The sequence below is a fragment of the Glutamicibacter halophytocola genome, from assembly GCF_001302565.1.
Taxonomy (GTDB): Bacteria; Actinomycetota; Actinomycetes; order Actinomycetales; family Micrococcaceae; genus Glutamicibacter; species Glutamicibacter halophytocola.
In genome coordinates, this window is sequence record NZ_CP012750.1 from 2,275,058 (window position 1) to 2,296,311 (window position 21,254).

Genomic DNA, 21,254 nt, shown 5'->3' on the forward strand with positions numbered 1-21,254 from the left:
AGCTCGACTTTCAGGTCCGGTTCAATTATTTAACGATTGAAGTCACGTGGTGGGTTTCAGGAATATGTTCCTCACGCAGCCGTTTGCGGAATACCCAGTAGCTCCACGCCTGATAGGCCAAAACCAATGGCACGCCAAAAGCAGCCACGATGCTCATCAGCTTGAGCGTGTAGGGAGTGCTGGATGCGTTGTCAACGGTTAGATCAAACGCCGAGTCCAGCGTTGAAGGCAGTACCACTGGATAGGCCGCGACAAATATCGCTGCAACTGCTGCCAGGAGCATGACTCCGAGCGCGATGAAGGATTTTCCTTCTTTTCCAGACCGGCCCATGACACCTGCGGCGATCAGCGCCACAACTGACAGCGCTAGGCATACCCAGGCGATTGTTGAATTGTTGTTGGCGAGCACCCAGACAGCCCAAAGCAGCATTGGAAGTGCAGCTACCGGCAGCCAGCGTCCCACAAGCTTTCCGGCTTCCTCCCGTACTGGTCCATCGGTTTTCAACCGCAGGAAAGCCAGTGCATGAATCCAGCAGAACGCCACCACGGCGACTCCACCGAGCACCGCATGCCACGTGAGCCAAGCGAAAGCGCCACCGATGCGGTCCCCATTTTGGTTCAGCGGCAGGCCCAGCGTGGTGGACGCGAGCAAAGCGCCGACGCCAAATGCTGCAACTAGGGAGCCCAGGCCCAATGCGAGATCCCATGCCCTGCGGGTCAGCGCAGTGATTGCCTTGCCTCGATATTCGATTGCAACCGCACGGAAGATCAAGGCGATCAGCACTATGGTGAGCGGAATGTAGAGCGCAGAGAAGAGCGAAGCGTACCAATGCGGGAAGGCGGCGAAAGTGGCACCACCGGCAGTAAGCAGCCATACTTCGTTGCCGTCCCATACCGGGCCGATGGTATTGAGCAGCAAACGCTTTCGTTTTTCGGTGCTCTTACCGAGGCCGATAAGCATGCCTACGCCGAGGTCGAAGCCCTCAAGAAAGAGGTAGCCACACCAAAGTATCGCAATGACAATGAACCAGAGTGTTGGTAGCCATTCCATGGTTTTCTCCTTCGTCCGTAAGGCTAGTAGGCGAATGCCAAGACGTCATCGTCGTCATTGCCATCGTGTGGTGTTGCGCCGGTATCATCGTGTTTTTCTGCTGATTCGAGTTCCGGCATGGCAGAAGCTACTCCGCCGCGAATATAACGGGTCAAAAGCACCAGTTCCACAACGAGCAGGACGGCGTAGATCGAAGTCAGGGAGATCAGCGAGAACAAAAGTTCTCCAGCGCTTACCGTGGGCGAGACAGAGGCCGCCGTGTACATGAAGACCTGGTCAACCCCTCCCATTTGAGGGTTGGGTGCCACGGTGAATGGCTGACGGCCCATTTCGGTGAAGATCCACCCGGTGGCGTTGGCTCCGAAGGGAGCCGCAATTCCCAATACTGCGAGTCGGGAGATCCATTTATTATCTGGAACGGTTCCCTTGCGCGTGATCCATAACGCGATAGCGGCAGCAACTGCGGAGAGCCCGCCGAAGGTGATCATCAAGCGGAAACCCCAGTAGGTAACTTCCATGACTGGCAGGTAGTCGATTTCTTGCCCTGCATACTGGCCGAAGGATTCATCCTCGGGGTAGTATTTTCCGTATTTTTCCTGGTATTCCGGAATCAGTGAGTTGACGCCTTTAATTTCGGTGGTGAAATCTCCGTTGGCAAGGAAGGAAAGAATTCCAGGGATTTCAAATACTGCCACGACATCGTCGCAGTCGGTTGAGCCATGAGCAGTGATATCGCCCAGTGACAGGACCGAGAAACCCGTCCCGTCGTGGCATGCAGCTTCGGCAGAGGCCATTTTCATCGGTTGCTGCTCGAACATGAGCTTGGCCTGTTCGTGCCCGGTCAACGCGACGCCGAGGAATGCGACCACGGCAACGCTTGCACCGATCCGCAAGGATTTGATCCATACTTGATAGTCGGTCTTGTCGCGGTTCTTCCCCCGGCTCAGATCCTCGCCAATGATCACTCGGCCGTTTGCATCAACTGTGTCGATTCCAGCTTTGCGACGCCGGTAAAGGTGGAACCAGGAGATCCCAAGCAAGAATCCGCCTGCGACGGCGAACGCCCCGAAAAGTGTGTGCGGGAAGGTGACCAGCGCTGTGTTGTTGGTGAATACTGCCCAGGCATCGGTCATTACGGCGCGACCATCGATAATCTGGGTGCCGACCGGATGTTGCATCCACGAATTCGCGACGAGAATGAAATACGCCGAGACCATGGTAGCCAGCGACGCGCACCAGATAGTTGCCAGATGCAGGCGCTTCGGCAATTTTTTCCAGCCAAAAATCCAGAGCCCGAGGAAGGTGGATTCTACGAAGAATGCGAGGAGCGCCTCCATGGCCAGTGGCGCACCGAATACGTCGCCGACATAACGGCTGTATTCGCTCCAAGCCATCCCGAACTGGAATTCCTGCACGATGCCGGTGGCCACGCCCATGATGAAGTTGATCAGAAACAACTTGCCCCAGAATTTTGTCATCCGCAGCCAGTGTTCGTTACCGGTGCGATGCCACATAGTTTGCAAGACGGCGACTGTTAGTCCCAGCCCGATGGTCAGCGGAACCATCAGGAAGTGGTAGACCGTGGTTATGCCAAACTGCCAGCGGGCAATTTCTAGTGCATCCATTGAATCCTCAATTTATTGCGTGTTGGGATCTTCCAAGACTTTTCTACGTTCCGTAGAAATGCCTTCAAGTATCACCATAGACCATTTCGACAGCTTGTAGAAGTCGCGGGAGATTGATCCCAGCCACATCGCGAAGACTCGGTCCCACCAGAAGAAAGCAAGCACCAGCCCGAAGGGCCCTTACGGGTTCGGCATCCGTTCGCACTGCAGGTAGAAGCCGGCCATTGGCCCGGCGACGGCAAGCGGAAAGCCGAATCTGTCACTCTTTTACGTGTCGTAGAAATCTCGAACAAAAATCGCTACAATAGGTGTTTCAAGCAGTGTGCCGAGGGCTAGTCCTGGAGCATGCGGCGAAAGTACTAATGCAAGTGAGGTAAGACCTAGTGGCCAGCCTTGGCGATCTAGAACGTTCCGTCATGGATTTGCTGTGGGATTCCACAGAACCGCTCACCGCGAACGACCTTCGCGATGAGCTCGCGGCACTTGGCGCCGATGCGAAAGAACTCGCAGTTACAACGGTGCTCACTGTGCTTGCGCGCCTTGAAAAGAAGGGCTTGGTTGAGCGCGAGCGCTCTAGCCGCCCACACCGCTACGCTGCTTCATCCTCACGAGAAGACCACACCGTTGGCCTTCTTAACGAAGCACTGGGCACAGCCCAGGATCGCGAAGCAGTTCTTGCTCGATTCATCGGTGGAATCTCCGCAGATGAGGCAGCTTCATTGCGTGCTATCTTGGACTCAGTAAAGTCCGCATAATTTATTCACACTTCGGGGACTGAGTGCTTCTCACCTCATATTTCCTAGCGGCGTTGGCCATCGCATTAGCCTGGCCGACGCCGTTGGCCTTATCAAAGGCTAAATGGACCACTCGTGCGCCTGTCCAGGCTGTACTCCTATGGCAAGCCATCGCTTTGGGCGGTGGCCTGTCCATGATCGGCTCGATGCTGGTCTGGGGACTGACTCCATTGGGCGACGATCTCATCTCGGCCTTGCACGGCAGCTGGCGGCTTCTCACAGGCGATCCGACCGTACGCTACCCCGGTGTCGTCCATCTTTTTGCGCTGAGCACGGCGCTTCTATTCGGGTTGCATTTGGTGTTGACCCTGATTCGCGCCGCCTGGAGAACTTCTAGGCAGCGGGCAAAACACCGGCACCTCCTGCGATTGCTCAGCAACCCGTCGGAAACTCGCCCCAACACCTTGGTCATTGATCACGATATGCCTGTAGCCTACTGTGTTCCGGGCATCTCGCAATCCGTGACTGTTCTCTCCCGTGGACTGATCACGCAACTCACTGCCGAAGAACAACAGGCAGTCATCTCCCACGAGCGCTCGCATCTGGATCAACGGCATGACTTGCTAATTCTGGCTTTCACAGCATGGAACGAAGCCCTGCCTTGGCTGCCAACGTCTAAGCTCTCGCTGGAGGCAGTGCGCCAGCTAATTGAAATGCTGGCCGATGATAAGGCCCTGGAAAAGGTAAACCGCCAAACCCTCCTGAAGGCCATCATTGCGGTAGCCACCGCCGCAGCAGACGCTGATGGAGTATCCGGCCAGCGAAACGCATCGAACGCAGAGATGGTGGGGATGCCCGGCGGTGAAGTTTCGTCACGACGCTTGCAACGCTTGCTGACTCCAGTTGCTCCGCTAGGACGGGCCTCACGCTATCTCGTATTAGCTTGCACGATTCTCTTGCTGGTCTGCCCGACCGTCCTGCTCGTGGCGCCGCGGCTGCTTGCGTAATGAAGCGGTCTTGTCGTTTTCGCGTTAATGCATGAAGCCGCTGGCTTGAGCAGAATTGCCCAAGCCAACGGCTTCGACTTTTAATGCCTAGACATCGATTCGTTCGCGTTCCAGATCGTCCGCACCGTCAATAATGAATTTCTTGCGCGGCGCAACATCAGATCCCATAAGCAAATCAAAAACTTCTTCAGCAGCCTGGGCGTGTTCGATTCCCACTCGGCGCAGCATTCGATGACGCTGGTCCATGGTAGTCTCTGCCAGCTGATCGGCATCCATTTCGCCAAGGCCCTTGTAGCGCTGAATCGGCTCCTTGTATCGCTTGCCGTCCTTTTCCAACTGAGCAAGCAGCTTGTTCATCTCTGCTTCTGAATAGGTGTACACCACTTCATTTTGTTTCGATCCAGGATTGATCACTTCGATGCGATGCAATGGCGGCACAGCAGCATAGACACGACCATGCTCAATCATCGGTCGCATGTAGCGGTAGAAGAGAGTGAGCAACAGCGTGCGGATATGTGCACCGTCCACGTCGGCATCGGTCATGAGAATAATTTTTCCGTACCGGGCTTGCTCGATATCGAAGCTTCGGCCCGAGCCAGCACCAATGACCTGGATCATCGCGGCACATTCCGCATTGGAGAGCATATCCGAGATGGAGGCCTTCTGGACGTTCAGGATCTTACCTCGGATGGGCAACAACGCCTGGTACTCGCTGGAACGAGCTAGGCGTGCCGTGCCCAGGGCGCTGTCACCTTCGACGATGAACAGTTCAGACTTGCCGACTTCCTTGCTCCGGCAGTCCAACAATTTTGTGGGAAGCGTTGAGGATTCCAAAGCGGTTTTCCGCCGCTGAGTTTCCTTGTGCATCCGGGCGGAGACACGAGATTTCATCTCGTTAACCACCTTTTCCAACAAAGTGGAAGCTTCAGCCTTTTCCGCACGCTTGCTGGAGCCCAGCCGGTCGTTAAGCGCCTTCTCGACTACTTTGGAGACGATCTGGCGTACCTGCGGAGTGCCCAGAATTTCTTTCGTCTGCCCCTCGAACTGCGGCTCGGCGAGACGGACCGTAAGAACTGCAGTCAACCCGGCTAGAACATCGTCCTTTTCTAGCTTGTCCTTCTGCCCGAACTTGAGCTTTCGGGCATTTGCCTCGACGTTTTTGCGGAATGACTTGAGCAGCGCCTGCTCAAATCCGGCGCTATGTGTACCGCCCTTGGGCGTGGCGATAATGTTGACGAAACTGCGGATCGAAGTGTCATAGCCGATCCCCCACCGTAGCGCGACGTCGACCTCGCACACGCGCTGGACGTCTTCGATGTGGCTGCGACCCTTGTCGTCAATGACAGGGACCTTCTCATGGAAAGAGCCGCTTCCCTGAAAACGCCAAATATCAGTTACTGGCGAGTCGCTGCTGAGATATTCCGCAAACTCGCTGATGCCACCGTCGTGCTGGAAAATCTCTTCATGCGGTCCATCAGCACCGGGTGTATCCGGCAGGCCCCGTTCGTCACGAAGCGTGATGCGCAGGCCGGGAACCAAGAACGAGGTCTGCCGTGCCCGGTCTTGCAGGTCCTTGTACGAGAACTTCGCATCGGGGGTGAAGATATGATTATCCGCCCAGTACCGAATGCGTGTACCGGTTACTCCACGCTTAGCTTTGCCAATGACTTCTGGGGACGTTGCTGCCTCGTAGGGAGTGAATGCTGCTTCAGCCTTCTTCCGCCCCTTGTCGGCAAAATTTCCTGGCTCGCCACGACGGAACTGCATGCCGTATGTTTTTCCACCGCGGTCCACTTCCACATCTAGACGTGCGGAAAGTGCGTTAACGACCGAAGCACCGACGCCGTGAAGGCCTCCGGAGGCGCTATACGATCCCCCACCAAATTTTCCACCAGCGTGAAGCTTGGTGAATACGACTTCCAGGCCACTCAGTCCAGTTTTAGGTTCGATATCCACGGGAATACCGCGGCCATCATCTCGGACTTCAACGGAGCCATCGGCATGCAGGACTACGCCAATCGCCTGGCCGAAACCGCCCAATGCTTCGTCAACCGAGTTATCGATGATCTCCCAGAGGCAATGCATCAAGCCTCGCGAGTCCGTGGATCCGATGTACATGCCGGGACGTTTGCGGACCGCTTCCAATCCTTCAAGGACTGAAAGGTGTCGAGCGTTGTAATTGTCGGATGAAGCCACTGGGCCTTTGTCTCCTACCTACATAAGAAAGGACGTCGTGAGTCCTATTCTAATCGTTAATGTGTTCGAATATCCGCCATTTTCCGCTGTCTTCGCGTGCTTTCGATAGCTATGACCTTATCCACATCTACTACGCGGTGAGCGAAAGACACCGGTTTTCGGGATAAAGTCAGGGCTCGAACTGGTTCTATTGAGTAACCATCAACTTTAGGAGGCTGGCAATGACTACTACGACCGCTAGTCGTGAATTGAACGCACTCGACCGGTGCGACCGTTGCGGCGCACAGGCCTATGTGCGAGCCGTGCTGGCTTCAACCGGCGGTGAACTGCTGTTTTGCGCTCACCACGCCCGCGATGTGGAACCAAAGCTGCGCCCGCAGTCCTCAGTTTGGCAGGACGAATCTTCGCGACTCTACGAAAAGCCGAAGGTCGAAGCCAACGACTGATTCCGTTCGAGACTAATTGCAAACTGGTGGCCCAACAAGCGTTGAGCCACCAGTTCTTTTTAAACGGCGAACAAAAAATATGGCCAGCGGAACAGTCTGTTCCGCTGGCCATATGATCATGTTGGCTTAGTCGAGGTAGTCGCGCAGCACCTGGGAGCGCGACGGATGGCGAAGCTTGGACATGGTCTTGGATTCGATCTGGCGGATACGCTCACGCGTAACACCATAGACCTTGCCAATTTCGTCTAAAGTCTTAGGCTGGCCATCGGTCAAGCCGAAGCGCATTGCAACAACGCCCGCTTCACGCTCTGAGAGCGTGTCCAGAACGGAGTGAAGCTGCTCCTGCAACAGCGTGAACGAGACTGCGTCAGCGGGAACGACAGCTTCGGAGTCTTCAATGAGGTCACCGAATTCGGAGTCGCCATCTTCACCCAGTGGCGTGTGCAGGGAAATAGGCTCGCGACCGTACTTCTGAACTTCAACAACCTTTTCAGGGGTCATGTCCAGTTCCTTGGCCAGCTCTTCAGGGGTTGGTTCACGACCAAGATCCTGCAACATCTGGCGCTGTACGCGAGCCAGCTTGTTGATGACTTCCACCATGTGAACCGGAATACGGATGGTGCGAGCCTGGTCAGCCATTGCACGGGTAATTGCCTGTCGGATCCACCAAGTTGCGTACGTCGAGAACTTGAAGCCCTTGGTGTAATCGAATTTTTCAACCGCGCGGATCAGGCCCAGGTTGCCTTCCTGGATCAGGTCCAAGAAGAGCATGCCGCGACCGGTGTAGCGCTTTGCCAGCGATACAACCAAGCGGAGGTTGGCTTCGAGCAAGTGGTTCTTGGCGATCTTGCCGTCGTGAATGATCTGCTCGTAGTCCCAGCGCAAACGCTGATCCATTGAGCCGTCGTCTTTTTCCAGCTTGTCTGCTGCAAACAGGCCAGCTTCGATGCGCAGCGCCAAGTCGACTTCCTGCTCTGCGTTCAGCAGGGCGACTTTACCGATCTGCTTCAGGTAGTCCTTGACGGGGTCCGCGGTTGCGCCGGCAACCATGACCTGCTGCTGCGGGGCATCGTCATCTCCGGTGGAAAGCGTGAAGCCCTTGGAATCGTCTTCAGGCTTGGAATCCGCTCCAGCCTCGGCTTCCTCGTCGCCTTCTGCCACCGCTGCGGTTGATTCGTCCTGCGCTGCACTGTCTGCAGCTACCTTTTTGGTCCGAGGCTTGGCCTTGGTAGCACGCTTCTTCGCCGCAGGAGTTTCTGCCGATGCTTCAGCCTCGTTGACCTCGGCTTCAGTTGCTTGACGATTAGCGTTCGTCTCAGAAGATGACACGAATAACCTTTCTAACGATGCGTTCCGGATGCACCTGCCGGTAACACCACTATGACCCTGTCAAGTCCGATGACGTTTAATCACTGACTAAACGCCGCAGGGCTGGCACATTGTTATCAACGCTTCAAGCCCGCCTTATGTTCCCAAAATCCATAGATTTCAGGCGAAGGCAATTCGAACCTAACCGGGTCTGTTATCTCATTATCCATGAATTACCACCCAGACACCACTTGAGACACCCCAAGGACCGAGTTTCAGGAAAAGTTCGCGCGCCACGCCCGCAGTTGATCAGTTGCCCACGAGGGCATCACGCCGTGTTCCATAAGCTTTTGGAGAAGCATGGCTAGTTCATACTTTTCGTTCTCCAGCACTGCCTGTTCCAATAGCACCAGCGCCATCGAACCGCGACCTCGCGCCCATTCAATCCAGGCCAATATGCACAGCAGCGCCTGTCGTGGTTCATCTTGGGCTACACCCAATAGATCACGGGACAGTTCCCACAACCGGTCAACTCTCTCCCAATCCGGCGCGTACCATCCGCGGCCCAATAGGTAGTCTGCCAACGGGGCGACCGCGCCCTCTCGCTCGTCGACCGAAATCCCGAAAATAATGTCCAGCGCGCTTTCCAAACCCTCGCCCGCCAAAAACGGCAACAGGTCCCTGACTAATTTTGTTTGCAGCGATCCCAAGTGGATGGCCGCCCGCTGCGGATCTGAATGAAGCTCGGCTGTTGATACGGTGGCTGGCTGTGACAATGATTCGTGCCACGCATCGAGAGACACCATGATGTTGGCATCTTGGTTACCCACCAATTGGAGCACGTCGTCAGCGTTCGACCATTCCGGTACGCCACTGCCATCCCACGGCTGGTCCAACGGCGCCGAGCCTGCCAGGACCATGGACAGATTAGTTTCATTTGTATCGAGCGCCGGCACATCTTGCACATCTAGCCCGTCCTCGGTGCCGTAGGTCCAGATTCTGGAATCCTGCCGGCACCAAGCATGTCGCAAACGAATCGATTGATGCGTCAGAGCGGTCTCTAGTTTGGCAACTAGACTCGATAGCGGCACAACCTGCGAGCCACCGGCATTGCCTGCAACATAGATGACTACAGCGATATCATCGATGTTCGGAATACGGTGCAGCAAACGGCAGACCTGGTCGATCCAGATTTCAAGATCGGGCGCATGTTCCGTAGGCGGTAGATCGACCCGGAGAGTCGCTTCGAGACGATCGTCGTCGATTAGCAGCAATACCGCTGAATTGCGTGGATGAAATCCCAAAGCATGCGGCACATAGGCCAAGATGTCCTTGTAGCTGGACAGTGAAATTGGCTGGCGTTCTGGAGTAGTTGTCATGCATCCACGGTGCACGAGCATGAATCATCAGGTGCTGCACTCGCCACTACTTGTGGAGAACTTCGAAGCCCTGAAACAGGTTTTACTGCTCCGCCAGGTAGCGCCGTGCCTTCCGGCGTTCGATCAGCATGAAGGTTATGCCCAGCGCTGCCATGACGAACTGGAACGAGAGCGCAATTCTGAACGACCCCAGGTTGTACAGCTCACCTGAAGAACCATTGGCTTTGTTCAGCATGTCGAGGATGAATCCAATGACATAAATAGTGATGAATGCGCCAATGAAACCGCCGGTGTTTACTAGCCCTGTTGCCGTCCCCAATACACGTGGGGGATTAAAAGTTCGGGCGAAATCGAATCCGATGACCGATGCGGGACCGCCTGCTGCCACGCTAATCATCAATACGATGAGCACCCAGAGCGGAGCCTGCCCTGGCCAGCACAGGACTACTGCCCACATGGCGAGCATCAATCCAATGATGCCCAGAGCATAGTTCGAACGGTGGTCGGCACGTCGCGCGGTAAGGGCGCCAAGTACAGGTCCTAGCACAACAGCTACGACGACGAAGATCGACATCATTCCCGACGCTAGCGCGCTATCCAGGCCTTGGCCCTCAACTAGGAAGGGGTATCCCCAAGTCATCATGAACGTGTTAATCATGAACGCGGTGGTGAAGTGCGTCCAGAAACCAAGTCGGGTGCCAGGCTGCTTGAGCGCTTGCGCAATGCGCGACCTGGAAGAGTGTGTTCCGTGTGAAGGACCAGCCCAGCCGTTGCCGTTGCGCACGAAGGCGATCGTGGTAATAAATGTGGCGAAAGCAAAACCCGACATGACCGAGAATGAGGTAGACCATCCGGCGTTCAGCAACATCATGTGGAACGGGAAAATGCTGATCAGCTGGCCGAGCTGGCCAAATGTTCCGGTGAGCTGGGTGAGGACCGGAATTTTCGATCCAGAGAACCATAGCGGCAGGAGCTTGAGGACTGAGACGAAGACCATCGCGTCGCCCATGCCTACCATCACGCGGCCGATCAATCCCATAGGGACGTTCACTGAGATGGCAAGGAAAGCTTGCCCGGCAGCCATCAGCAACGCACCGCAGGTAATCAGGATCCTCGGGCCGAATTTATCCAGAAGCAATCCGACTGGCACTTGCGCGCCCGCATAAACGACTAGCTGGACGACGGAGAAGGTCGCGAGAATTTGAGCACTGGCGTGAAAGCGTTCTGTTGCTTCAATGCCTGCCACGCCGAAACTAGTGCGCTGGGATATTGCAGATATGTAGGCAACGATGGCAAAGCCATAAACCAACCATGCTTTGGTCGAATTCAAATGCGGTTGGCTCACTGGTCTTGATCACCTGACGACGAATCGTCTTGTCCGTTTCTTAACCAGTCATCGGTATTTTCGATGGCCGCCAGGAAGTGCTCAGCGCTGGCTCCCAGTTCTTCTGCGTCCGGCATTTGCTTGTCTTCGTCAAGCAATAGTGAACGGGGCTCATGTTCCTGAACATGCGCATCAAAGCGTTCTTCAAATCCGTCGACCATCTGGCGCACGTCATTATTTGCCTCGAGCTGCTCAGCCAGCTGCTGATCGACCAGGCGGCCAGCTTCACGAAGCTTGTCCGTTGGAAGTGCGAGTTTCAGTGCTGCTCCAACATATTCCAAAGTTGCCACGGCAACTGCCGGATATTCGGATTCAGCAAGGTAGTGAGGCGTATGAAGTGAGTATCCTACGATGTCTCTGCCAATTTCAGCCATCCGGATCTCCAACAGGGATGTGATCCCGGCTGGCGATTCCACCGTGGGGCTCCAAGTGGAAATGTTCTCAATCAAATCCTTGCGGTTTCCGTGAGCGGTCACGCCCACAGGCCGAGTGTGCGGAACCGGCATTGGAAGCGATGCTGATCCAACAACGAGAGAGACATTGAAGGCTTCGATGAAGCCCAGGAGTTCGGCGATAACCCGCTCCCATTTGAGGTCAGGTTCCACTCCGGTTAAGAACCAGAAGTTGCGGTCCATCTCATCGGTCATCAAGTAGATCTCGATGCGAGGTGCCTGGTATCCGGCAAAGTGGTCACCGAGGAAAGTCAGCCGAGGTCGCTGAGAGGTGTAGGCAACCAATTCATCGGCGTCGAACGTGGCAAAGAGCATGGAATCGAGGCGCCCGAAAAGTTCATTTGTCACTTGGGAATGCGTCTGCCCGGCATCGCTCATGCTCTTGAGCAGGACGTACATGCCAAGTCCTTGGAGGCGTGAATCATCCAAGTCGTTTGCGACCATCGTCATCAACGATTCCTTGGACATTTTCTCCTCGATTCGATGTCGAACTCCCTAAAACCCGAGTTCAGCACCACTAGACACTGCTTGGCACCCCATATTCAGAGCGATATTACATACTATCGCTTCTGCGCTTACGCTCGCTGTGAAGTGACGCACGATGAACTGATTCCTCGGATAACATCGGAGATAGCAGATGCGTTGCCCGCGAGCATGCACTACCTTCCGGATTACCATTCCGGAATTCTTGACCTTAGACCCTACAAAGGCACAGAAGGAATGATTTTGTGATCAACTCAAGTGACCTCACTTTGAGCGCCATTGGCACTGACATTAAACGCAAGAGCGCCGACACCTTGGTATTGGGCGTGCTGAAGAACGATGGAAAAGCAACCATCGCAGCTTCACCGTTCACCTCGGAAACCACATCGTCGCTAGAGCAGTCACTGACTGCCTTGGGGATGTCAGGGAAAGCCGATGAAGTTACCCTGCTTCCAGGAGTAGAGGGTTCTAAGGCAAAGGTCCTGTTGTTCATTGGCCTGGGCATCGCGAAATTGTCCGACCTGACCGATGAACAGCTTCGCCGTGCGGCCGGATCAGCTGCCCGTCAGCTCAGCAATGCCAAAACAGCCATCTTCGCGCTGCCTTCCGAAAGCGTCGAGCGCGTGGCGGCTATTGCCGAAGGCATTGCCCTGGGCAGCTACCGCTACGAGAACCAGCGCTCGAAGAAGAGCGACAAGCCGGTGCTGGCCGAGGCGCAGATCGCCACCGCCGTCGCGACTTCCAAGGACGTCCCCGCAGCGCTCAAGCGCGCTGCCATTCTCGGCCGCGCAGTGCGCGGCACGCGGGACTTGATCAATGCCCCGGCAAACTTGCTGTACCCGGAATCCTTCGCAACCGCAGTCAAGGACTACTCAAAGCCACTGCCGTTGAAGGTCACGGTCTTCGATGAGAAGCGCTTGGCCAAGGACGGTTTTGGCGGTTTGCTTGGCGTCGGTGGCGGTTCGGTGCGCCAGCCTCGCATGGTCAAGGTCGAGTACTCCCCCGCCAAGGCCGCTAAGCATATTGCGCTGATCGGCAAGGGCATCACGTTTGATACCGGTGGCACCTCGCTGAAGCCAGCTGCCGGCATGCACGCCATGAAGTCGGACATGTCCGGCGCCGCTGCGGCTTTCCAGGCCGTCGCTGCCATCTCGGAGTTGGGGTTGAACGTCAAGGTCACTGCATGGCTGTGCCTGGCCGAGAATATGCCCGGTGGCGCGTCGACCCGTCCGGGGGACGTGCTGACCATGTTCGGCGGCAAGACTGTTGAGGTATTGAATACGGACGCAGAAGGCCGCCTGGTCATGGCCGATGGGTTGGCTGCCGCCAGCTTGGAAAAGCCGGATGTCATGATCGACATCGCTACCCTGACCGGCGCCCAGATGCTTGCTTTGGGTCTGCGCACCGCGGGAATCATGGGCAATGAGCAGGTGCGGGACGATCTCGTGTCCGTTTCGGACAAGGTTGGCGAATTGGCCTGGGGCATGCCGCTGCCCGAGGAACTGCGTCCAAGCATTGAGTCCCAGGTAGCCGACTTGGCAAATATTGGTGAGCGCATGGGTGGCATGATGACCGCCGCCGTATTCCTGGAAGAATTTGTTGGCGAGGTCGACGGCAAGAAGATTCCGTGGGCTCACATTGACTTCGCTGGTCCAGCATTCAATGAAGGCAGTGCCTGGGGCTACACGCCGAAGAACGGCACCGGCTCGCAGGTGCGCACTCTCGTAGCCTACGCAGAGCAGCTGGCCTCAAATTAATGACCGCCTGACAGCTCACTGATTGGGCTGCGCTGAAACAAAAGTGTTCCCGGCATCAACGCGCACCTGCGATTGCTGCCGGGAACAGATTAAAAATAAGAGACATGCCTGACTTTTACGCCCGCGAAGGTGACTCTTTCCGGTTAGCGGTACTAAGGTAAGTTTTGAAACATCACCGTGGATCAATGGTGCGCGCTAACAGGCGTCATGCTCCCAATGATCTGCGACCGATCCCCTGGTCGGCCAAAGCCGGCCACACTTAGCGAATACGAGGGAGCGTTCACGTGGCCGATTCGGCAGCAACGCAAGAATTTGATGTCCTCATCCTCGGCGGTGGATCCGCTGGATACTCGGCAGCATTGCGTGCCATCCAGCTGGGCTACACCGTTGGATTGATTGAAAAAGAAAAGCTGGGCGGCACCTGCCTGCACACCGGCTGCATCCCAACCAAGGCCTACCTGCACGCTGCAGAGCTGGCCGAAAACGCTCGCGAGGGTGCCAAGTACGGCATCAACACCTCGCTGGAGTCGATCGACTTGGCTGGCGTGCGCAAGTACAAGGAAGGCATTGTTGCTGGAAAGCACAAGGGCCTGCAGGGTTTGCTCAAGATGAAGAAGGTCAACGTTATCACTGGTAACGGCCGTCTTGTCTCCCAGGATTCCATCGACGTTGATGGCACCGTTTACAAGGGCAAGTACATCATCCTGGCTACCGGCTCCACCTCCAAGACCTTCGGTCTGGAAATCGGCGGTCGCGTGCTGACCAGCACCGAAGCGCTGAACATGGAAGACCTGCCAAAGAGCGCCATCGTGCTCGGTGGCGGTGTCATCGGCGTTGAATTCGCATCGGTATGGAACTCCTTCGGTGTCGATGTCACCATCGTTGAAGGCCTGCCTTCGCTCGTGCCGAACGAAGACCCAGCCATCATCAAGACCTTGGAGCGCGCTTTCAAGAAGCGCGGCATCAAGTTCAACACCGGCGTCTTCTTCGAAAAGGTCGAGCAGGATGCCAACGGCGTCAAGGTCTCGCTGGCTGACGGCAACGTACTGGAAGCAGACATCGTTCTGGTTGCAGTCGGCCGTGGCCCAGTCACCGAAGGCTTGGGCTTCGAGGAGCAGGGCGTCACCATCGATCGCGGCTTCGTGATCACCGACGAGCGCCTGCACACCGGCGTCGGCAACATCTACGCAATTGGCGACATCGTCCCAGGCGTACAGCTGGCACACCGCGGCTACCAGCATGGCCGCTTCGTTGCCGAGGAAATCCACGGCATGAAGCCAACCATCATCGAGGACATCAACATCCCGAAGGTGACCTTCTGCGAGCCGGAGATCGCTTCGGTCGGTTACTCCGAGCCAAAGGCCAAGGAGAAGTTCGGCGCCGACCAGATCGAAACCACCGAATACAACCTGGCTGGCAACGGCAAGTCTTCGATCCTGGGCACCAGCGGCCTGATCAAGATGGTTCGCGTCAAGAACGGCCCAATCGTGGGCGTTCACGGCATCGGCGGCCGTATCGGCGAGCAGATCGGCGAAGCCCAGCTGATCGTCAACTGGGAAGCTTACCCAGAGGATGTTTCGCAGCTGATTCACGCACACCCAACTCAGAACGAGTCCCTTGGCGAAGCCGCAATGGCTCTCGCCGGTGCTCCACTGCACGGCTAATAGCTTTTGGCTCACCTAGGCAGCGCGTTTTTGCAACGCGCTGCCTAGTCCGCAAAGCTCGGAGGCTTAGCCTCCACCCACAATTCAAGTTTTAAAAACCAAGGAGATACGGGACGATGTCTGAAACCGTAAACCTACCCGCACTGGGTGAAAGCGTTACCGAAGGTACGGTAACCCGCTGGCTGAAGCAAGTTGGCGACCGTGTAGAGGTAGACGAGCCGTTGGTGGAAGTTTCCACCGACAAGGTAGACACTGAAGTTCCTTCGCCAGTAGCTGGCGTCATCGAGGAAATTTTTGTCGCAGAGGACGAGGACGCTGAAGTTGGCGCGCCTCTGGTCCGCATTGGCGATGGTTCCGGTTCGGGCGAATCAGCTCCAGCTGCACCAGCTGCCGAAGCAGCACCAGCGAAGGAAGAAGCTCCAGCTGCACCCGCTGCACAGGAAGCACCAGCCAAGGAAGAAGCACCTGCTGCACCAGCTGCAGCCGGCTCCGCTTCCGGCACCGAGGTCACTTTGCCTGCACTGGGCGAATCGGTGACCGAAGGTACCGTTACCCGCTGGTTGAAGGAAGTTGGCGAGGAAGTCGCCGTTGACGAGCCGCTGCTCGAAGTTTCCACCGACAAGGTTGACACCGAAGTTCCTTCGCCAGTAGCCGGTACTCTGCTGGAAATTCGCGTTCCAGAAGACGAGACCGCTGAAGTTGGCGCCGTGCTCGCAGTGATCGGTGCCGCTGGCGCTGCACCTGCCGCTGCCCCAGCCAAGGAAGAAGCACCAGCTGCTGCTCCAGCGCCTGCAAAGGAAGAGGCCCCGGCCGCTCCTGCAGCACCGGCACCAGCTGCTCCGGCTCCGGCCGCTCCAGCTGCTCCAGCTGCTCCAGCTGCTCCAGCTGCCGAGTCGAACAACGAGTCGGGTTATGTAACCCCGCTGGTTCGCCGCCTTGCCAACCAGCACGACATCGACATCGCCTCGGTCAAGGGCACCGGCGTTGGCGGTCGCATCCGCAAGCAGGACGTGCTTGACGCAGTTGCTGCCAAGGAAGCAGCTGCACCGGCCGCTCCTGTTGCCGCTGCACCAGCTGCTGCAAAGCCAGCTGCGCCAGCAGTTGAGGTTTCCTCGCTGCGTGGCACCACCGAGAAGGCTCCACGCATCCGTCAGGTCATCGCCCGTCGCATGCGCGAGTCCCTGGACGTATCGACTCAGCTGACCCAGGTCCACGAGATCGATATGACCCGCATCGTCAAGCTGCGCGGTTCGGCCAAGGCCAGCTTCAAGGCCACCAACGGCGTGAACCTGACCTACCTGCCATTCATCGCCAAGGCTGTTGCCGAAGGCCTGAAGGCTCACCCGAAGCTGAACGCTGAGTACAACGAAGAGACCCAGCAAATCACCTACCACAATGCCGAGCACCTGGCATTCGCAGTCGATACCGACAAGGGCCTGTTGGTTCCAGTGGTTTCGAACGCTGGTGACCTGAACCTGGCTGGCCTGGCTTCGCGCATCGCCGACGTTGCTGCACGTACCCGCAGCAACAAGATCGGTCCAGATGAGCTGTCCGGCGGCACCTTCTCGATCACCAACATCGGTTCGGTTGGCGCACTGTTCGACACCCCGATCATCAACCAGCCGCAGGTAGCTATCCTGGGCACCGGTGCGATCGTCAAGCGTCCAATGGTCATCACCGATGCAGATGGCAACGATTCGATTGCCATCCGCCACATGATGTACCTGTGCCTGACCTACGATCACCGCCTGGTTGACGGCGCTGACGCAGGCCGCTTCCTGCAGACCGTCAAGGCTCGCCTTGAGGGTGGCGCTTTCGAGGGAGACTTGGGACTCTAAGCTCCCAATAGGGCTTCTAGCCGTAGCGACGATCGCCCCCTGCTGAGGAATCAGCAGGGGCGATCGTCGCTTTTCTACGTTCAGTCGAATTTAGATTAGGCTAGGACTATGGAATTCCTGAAACTCATTTTGGTATTTGTGCATGTACTTGGTGCAGCCGCGATTTTCGGTGGCTGGCTAGCTAACTTCAAGACCCCTACCGTCAGTGTCTGGCAGTGGTACGGTGCCCTCGTTCAGCTGGTGACCGGATTGGCACTCGTGGGTATTGCTGAAGCCGGCACTGACCCAGTCAACCACGCAAAGATTGGCGTGAAGCTGGTCATCGCCATCGTGATCGCTGTAGCTGCGTTTATCGGCCGCAAGAAGATCAAGGCTGGCGAAGAAGTATCGACGGGCATTGCTCACGCTGTTGGAGGCATGGCCTTCATCAATATCGCGGTGGCGACCCTCTGGTCCTAATCCTTATTGGGATCCGCTGCAGGAACCGTAATCCGATGCACTGAGCATGCATTGGATTGCGGTTCCTGCATTTAATGGCGAAGAACCTTGCCGATTTTCCAGCCGTGCTCTGAAAGCACCAGTTCAATTTCGATCCGCTGAGTCTGGGCAGCCTTGACCGTGTGGATTTGTTTTCCCTTGCGATCCACATAATGGTATTCGCCTTGGGTTGAATCCGCAGCCAGAATCACGGCATCGCCTTGGCCACGGGCAACAACGGAAACATTCCGAAGCTGCGTCGCCAACCCCTTAAAACTCAGATCCATTTCCCGCAGCGTTCTGATCGTTTCCAGATCCCGCTGCAGCTGCTCAGAGCCAGGTGCATAAATGGCTTTCAAGTCTCCAGCCGCCAATTTGCTCATGGCCTGATCACGCCGTTGCGTCAGGCTCAGGAAGGCCGAGACAATGGTGTCCTGGTTCAAAGCGCACGCTGGAACTTGGGCGACATCATTGATGCGGCACGAGGATTCAACCGGTGCCGACGGTGCAGATCCCGCATCAGAGGCTGTCGCCGCGCGGAGATGGTTGACGCCCACAAGGCTTCCGACCAATACCGCAATACCCAGCACGCCGGCACCAACAATTTTCATGGCTCCAGGGGTCCGCCGCAGCGGATGAACAGCCCAATTTTCAGGCTGTCCCTGGTCTTGTGGTGTCAATGATGCTTGTTTCCTCCCCCTCCGTCGTCCTGCCCTATGATGCGTCGGGATATCTGGATGAATGGTTTCCATCAGATGGGTAGCTTCCGGCGAAACGTGGCCTTCCCACCTGATAGGTTCAGCCTGGGCGCTGGAGAACAGCGTCCTGGCGAATTGTTCGGCGCTTGGTCGTTCATTTGGATCCGGGTTGAGGCAATCAATCAATAGCTCTTGGATGATCTGCGGAATACTTGGAAACTTGACCTGCACCGGTGGCCGAATGTTTTGCGCATCCGGTGGCTTGCCTGCCAAGAGGAACCATAAGCAGGCGCCCAGGGAGTAGACGTCCTGCTCCCCCACCAATAGTTCTCGTCCGCCAGGAACTATTTCTGGAGCCATAAATCCTGGCGTGCCAGCGCCCGACAACGATTGGGCATCTGAGGCGGACTCCTGAAAGTCAATAATCTTTGGCATGCCGCTAGCAGTCAGCAAAACGTTTGCCGGTGATATGTCCCCATGGCGGATACCTTCTGCGTGCATCATCGATAGCGTCTGCGCCACGGGAGCCAACGCAGTGATGCATTCGCCCAGGCTGAAAACACCTCGGCTGTTCACGAGGTCGCCGATGCTTCCGCCCGGGCAATATTCCATGATCAAACCATCACCCAGCTGGGTCGAGAGCGTGCCGTAAAAATCAACGACATATTTCCGCGTCCGAGTGACCGAATTCTGCCTCAAGGACGAGACATCTTCCATAGTCAAACTAAGTTTTAGCACCATGTAAGTTTGGTCACTCTCCCTGCGGATTAGCCAAACTTTACATGGTGACTTGGTACTTAATGGTCTAACTGTGACATGTCCAGAGCTCAAGGGCCATGCAAGGACATTTGTTGATTCATTCATAGCTCCGTTGTAGTTCAAAAACGGAAAACACAAGTTCGTTATCCACAAGTTTGCCGTCATCTATCGAATTAGCGACCAGCGGGACAACGGCGTAGGGTAACCTTCATGGCGATCGAATTCGAACGAGTCGGACTTGGCTCAAAATTTGTGCCCTACATGGAAGCCTGGGACTACCAAATCCAGTTACATGATGCGGTAGCCGCGGACGAACAGTCCCCGAGAGTCCTGTTCCTGGAGCATGAAGCGGTATACACCGCAGGCAAAAGAACTGAACCCGAAGATCTCCCGTTAGACGGAACCCCTGTCGTAGACGTGGATCGAGGCGGCAAGCTCACCTGGCACGGGCCAGGACAACTTATTGGCTACCCCATCGTCAAACTTCGCAAAATGAGTGCGATTCGACTTTATGTGGAAACCATCGAAGAAGCGCTGATCAATGTCGTGAGCGACATGGGCATTGCCACGGCGCAGATCAAGGGCCGCTCAGGTGTCTGGGTTCCCGGCAAAAACGGCGAACAAGACCGAAAAATCGCAGCCATCGGACTTCGTATCAGCCACGGAGTAACCATGCACGGTTTTGCATTGAACTGCTCCAACGAGCTAGCAGCCTACGAACAAATCATTCCTTGCGGTATCACCGATGCAGGAGTCACTTCCATCTCGGAAGAGCTCGGCCGAACCGTAACCCCGGAAGACGTTGTCGACCGAGTCCAGACCGAACTCGAACGTCTCCTCACCCCACAAGTCGTCTAGACAATCATTCCCTCCAAAAGAAAGAGCCGATAATGAGCGTCGCACCTGAAGGCCGCCGCATGCTTCGCGTTGAAAAGCGCAACGCTGCCGTACCAGTGGAGCGTAAGCCCGAGTGGATCAAAGCCAAACTAAACATTGGTCCCGAATACGTAGGCCTAAAGAATCTCGTACAGTCCGAAGGACTGCACACCGTCTGCGAAGAAGCAGGCTGCCCAAACATCTTTGAATGCTGGGAAGACCGTGAAGCGTCTTTCCTCATCGGCGGTTCCGAGTGCACCCGCCGCTGCGATTTCTGCCAAATCGCTACCGGTAAACCATCACCTATCGATCGCTCCGAACCATTCAAGGTTGCGATGAGCGTGAAGAAGATGGATCTTCGCTACGCGACCGTTACTGGTGTGGCCCGCGATGACCTCGAAGATGAGGGCGTGTGGCTGTATGCGGAGACGGTTCGCCAGATCCACAAGATGAACCCAACCACCGGTGTCGAATTGCTGATCCCGGACTTCAGCGGAAAACCAGAGAACCTGGACGCCATCTGCGATTCGGCCCCGGAAGTCTACGCCCACAACGTCGAGACCGTTCCTCGTATTTTCAAGCGCATCCGTCCCGCTTTCCGCTATGACCGTTCCATGGACGTCATTTCGCACGGACGCAAGCGTGGACTGATCACCAAGTCGAACCTGATCCTCGGTATGGGCGAAACCCGCGAAGAAATTTCCGAGGCCATGCGCGACCTGCACGAAGCCGGTTGCGACCTGTTGACCCTGACCCAATACCTTCGCCCCACCGATCTCCACCTTCCAGTGGACCGCTGGGTCACCCCACAAGAATTCATTGAACTGCAGCAAGAGGCAGAAGAAATCGGATTCGCCGGCGTCATGTCTGGTCCGCTGGTCCGCTCTTCCTACCGTGCAGGACGGTTGTGGGCCGGAGCGATGCGCAAGAAGGGCCGCGAAATTCCAGAGGCTCTCTCCCACATCGAGTCTTCCGGGAACACGCGTCAGGAAGCAGCATCCCTGATCAAATAATGATCGATTGAACGTTCGGCAGACCACGACCCCGCAGCTCCTGGCATCTCACACGCCCTGGCTGCGGGGTTGCCTGCCATCTTGCTAGCGACATATGCACCAAAAAA

The 21,254-nt window shown here is 56.3% G+C and carries 16 protein-coding genes and 1 pseudogene; 9 read left to right on the forward strand and 8 right to left on the reverse strand.

Annotation, left to right across the window (positions count from 1 at the left end; genetic code table 11):
- Positions 1-25: 25 nt before the first annotated feature.
- A complete protein-coding gene (cydB, locus tag AOZ07_RS10475; protein ID WP_060701941.1) occupies positions 26-1,051 on the reverse strand; it encodes a cytochrome d ubiquinol oxidase subunit II in 1,026 nt (341 codons plus the stop codon).
- 23 nt (positions 1,052-1,074) lie between these two features.
- Positions 1,075-2,676 carry a cytochrome ubiquinol oxidase subunit I gene (locus AOZ07_RS10480; protein ID WP_060701942.1) on the reverse strand — a complete coding sequence of 534 codons (1,602 nt, stop codon included), beginning with the start codon at positions 2,674-2,676 and terminating at the stop codon, positions 1,075-1,077.
- A 383-nt stretch (positions 2,677-3,059) separates the two neighbouring features.
- Here AOZ07_RS10480 and AOZ07_RS10485 point away from each other — a divergent pair, with 383 nt between their 5' ends.
- Together AOZ07_RS10485 and AOZ07_RS10490 are read left to right on the forward strand one after the other, a co-directional pair.
- Positions 3,060-3,431: a BlaI/MecI/CopY family transcriptional regulator gene (locus tag AOZ07_RS10485; protein ID WP_060701943.1), complete on the forward strand. Its 372-nt coding sequence runs from the start codon at positions 3,060-3,062 to the stop codon at positions 3,429-3,431.
- Between the two features lie 23 nt (positions 3,432-3,454).
- Positions 3,455-4,417: a M56 family metallopeptidase gene (locus tag AOZ07_RS10490; RefSeq protein ID WP_060701944.1), complete on the forward strand. Its 963-nt coding sequence runs from the start codon at positions 3,455-3,457 to the stop codon at positions 4,415-4,417.
- 87 nt (positions 4,418-4,504) lie between these two features.
- Here the strand turns inward: AOZ07_RS10490 and AOZ07_RS10495 are convergent, their stop codons facing one another.
- Positions 4,505-6,613: a DNA gyrase/topoisomerase IV subunit B gene (locus AOZ07_RS10495; RefSeq protein ID WP_060701945.1), complete on the reverse strand. Its 2,109-nt coding sequence runs from the start codon at positions 6,611-6,613 to the stop codon at positions 4,505-4,507.
- A 221-nt stretch (positions 6,614-6,834) separates the two neighbouring features.
- On the opposite strand from AOZ07_RS10495, the gene AOZ07_RS10500 reads away from it, so the two are divergent.
- Positions 6,835-7,059, forward strand: coding sequence for a DUF7455 domain-containing protein (locus tag AOZ07_RS10500; RefSeq protein WP_060701946.1), 225 nt, complete (start codon positions 6,835-6,837; stop codon positions 7,057-7,059).
- 126 nt (positions 7,060-7,185) lie between these two features.
- Here the strand turns inward: AOZ07_RS10500 and AOZ07_RS10505 are convergent, their stop codons facing one another.
- From AOZ07_RS10505 to AOZ07_RS10520, 4 genes are all read right to left on the reverse strand, one after another.
- A complete protein-coding gene (locus tag AOZ07_RS10505; RefSeq protein ID WP_098945506.1) occupies positions 7,186-8,388 on the reverse strand; it encodes an RNA polymerase sigma factor in 1,203 nt (400 codons plus the stop codon).
- A 254-nt stretch (positions 8,389-8,642) separates the two neighbouring features.
- Positions 8,643-9,746, reverse strand: coding sequence for a DUF4192 domain-containing protein (locus AOZ07_RS10510; protein WP_075972480.1), 1,104 nt, complete (start codon positions 9,744-9,746; stop codon positions 8,643-8,645).
- Positions 9,747-9,828: 82 nt separating this feature from the next.
- Positions 9,829-11,091 (reverse strand): MFS transporter, encoded by a 1,263-nt coding sequence (locus AOZ07_RS10515; RefSeq protein WP_060701949.1) that lies wholly within the window; start codon positions 11,089-11,091, stop codon positions 9,829-9,831.
- Complete coding sequence (locus AOZ07_RS10520) at positions 11,088-12,032, reverse strand: proteasome assembly chaperone family protein (protein WP_236995166.1); 945 nt, start codon at positions 12,030-12,032, stop codon at positions 11,088-11,090. Before AOZ07_RS10520 ends, AOZ07_RS10515 begins: the two co-directional genes overlap by 4 nt.
- Before the next feature lie 278 nt (positions 12,033-12,310).
- On the opposite strand from AOZ07_RS10520, the gene AOZ07_RS10525 reads away from it, so the two are divergent.
- The 4 genes from AOZ07_RS10525 to AOZ07_RS10540 all read left to right on the forward strand — a co-directional run bounded on the left by AOZ07_RS10525 (position 12,311) and on the right by AOZ07_RS10540 (position 17,783).
- A complete protein-coding gene (locus tag AOZ07_RS10525) occupies positions 12,311-13,822 on the forward strand; it encodes a leucyl aminopeptidase (RefSeq protein ID WP_060701951.1) in 1,512 nt (503 codons plus the stop codon).
- A gap of 284 nt (positions 13,823-14,106) precedes the next feature.
- Positions 14,107-15,486: a dihydrolipoyl dehydrogenase gene (gene lpdA / locus AOZ07_RS10530; RefSeq protein WP_060701952.1), complete on the forward strand. Its 1,380-nt coding sequence runs from the start codon at positions 14,107-14,109 to the stop codon at positions 15,484-15,486.
- Between the two features lie 116 nt (positions 15,487-15,602).
- Complete coding sequence (gene sucB / locus AOZ07_RS10535; protein ID WP_060701953.1) at positions 15,603-17,324, forward strand: 2-oxoglutarate dehydrogenase, E2 component, dihydrolipoamide succinyltransferase; 1,722 nt, start codon at positions 15,603-15,605, stop codon at positions 17,322-17,324.
- 108 nt (positions 17,325-17,432) lie between these two features.
- Positions 17,433-17,783: a hypothetical protein gene (locus AOZ07_RS10540; protein WP_060701954.1), complete on the forward strand. Its 351-nt coding sequence runs from the start codon at positions 17,433-17,435 to the stop codon at positions 17,781-17,783.
- Between the two features lie 71 nt (positions 17,784-17,854).
- On the opposite strand, the gene AOZ07_RS18205 is transcribed toward AOZ07_RS10540, so the two are convergent.
- Positions 17,855-19,240 (reverse strand): serine/threonine protein kinase, encoded by a 1,386-nt coding sequence (locus AOZ07_RS18205; RefSeq protein WP_194943641.1) that lies wholly within the window; start codon positions 19,238-19,240, stop codon positions 17,855-17,857.
- A gap of 210 nt (positions 19,241-19,450) precedes the next feature.
- Here AOZ07_RS18205 and lipB point away from each other — a divergent pair.
- Together lipB and lipA are read left to right on the forward strand one after the other, a co-directional pair.
- Positions 19,451-20,116 (forward strand): annotated as a pseudogene (lipB, locus tag AOZ07_RS10550) (lipoyl(octanoyl) transferase LipB); the annotation flags it as partial.
- A gap of 32 nt (positions 20,117-20,148) precedes the next feature.
- A complete protein-coding gene (lipA, locus tag AOZ07_RS10555) occupies positions 20,149-21,147 on the forward strand; it encodes a lipoyl synthase (RefSeq protein WP_060701957.1) in 999 nt (332 codons plus the stop codon).
- Positions 21,148-21,254 lie beyond the last annotated feature (107 nt).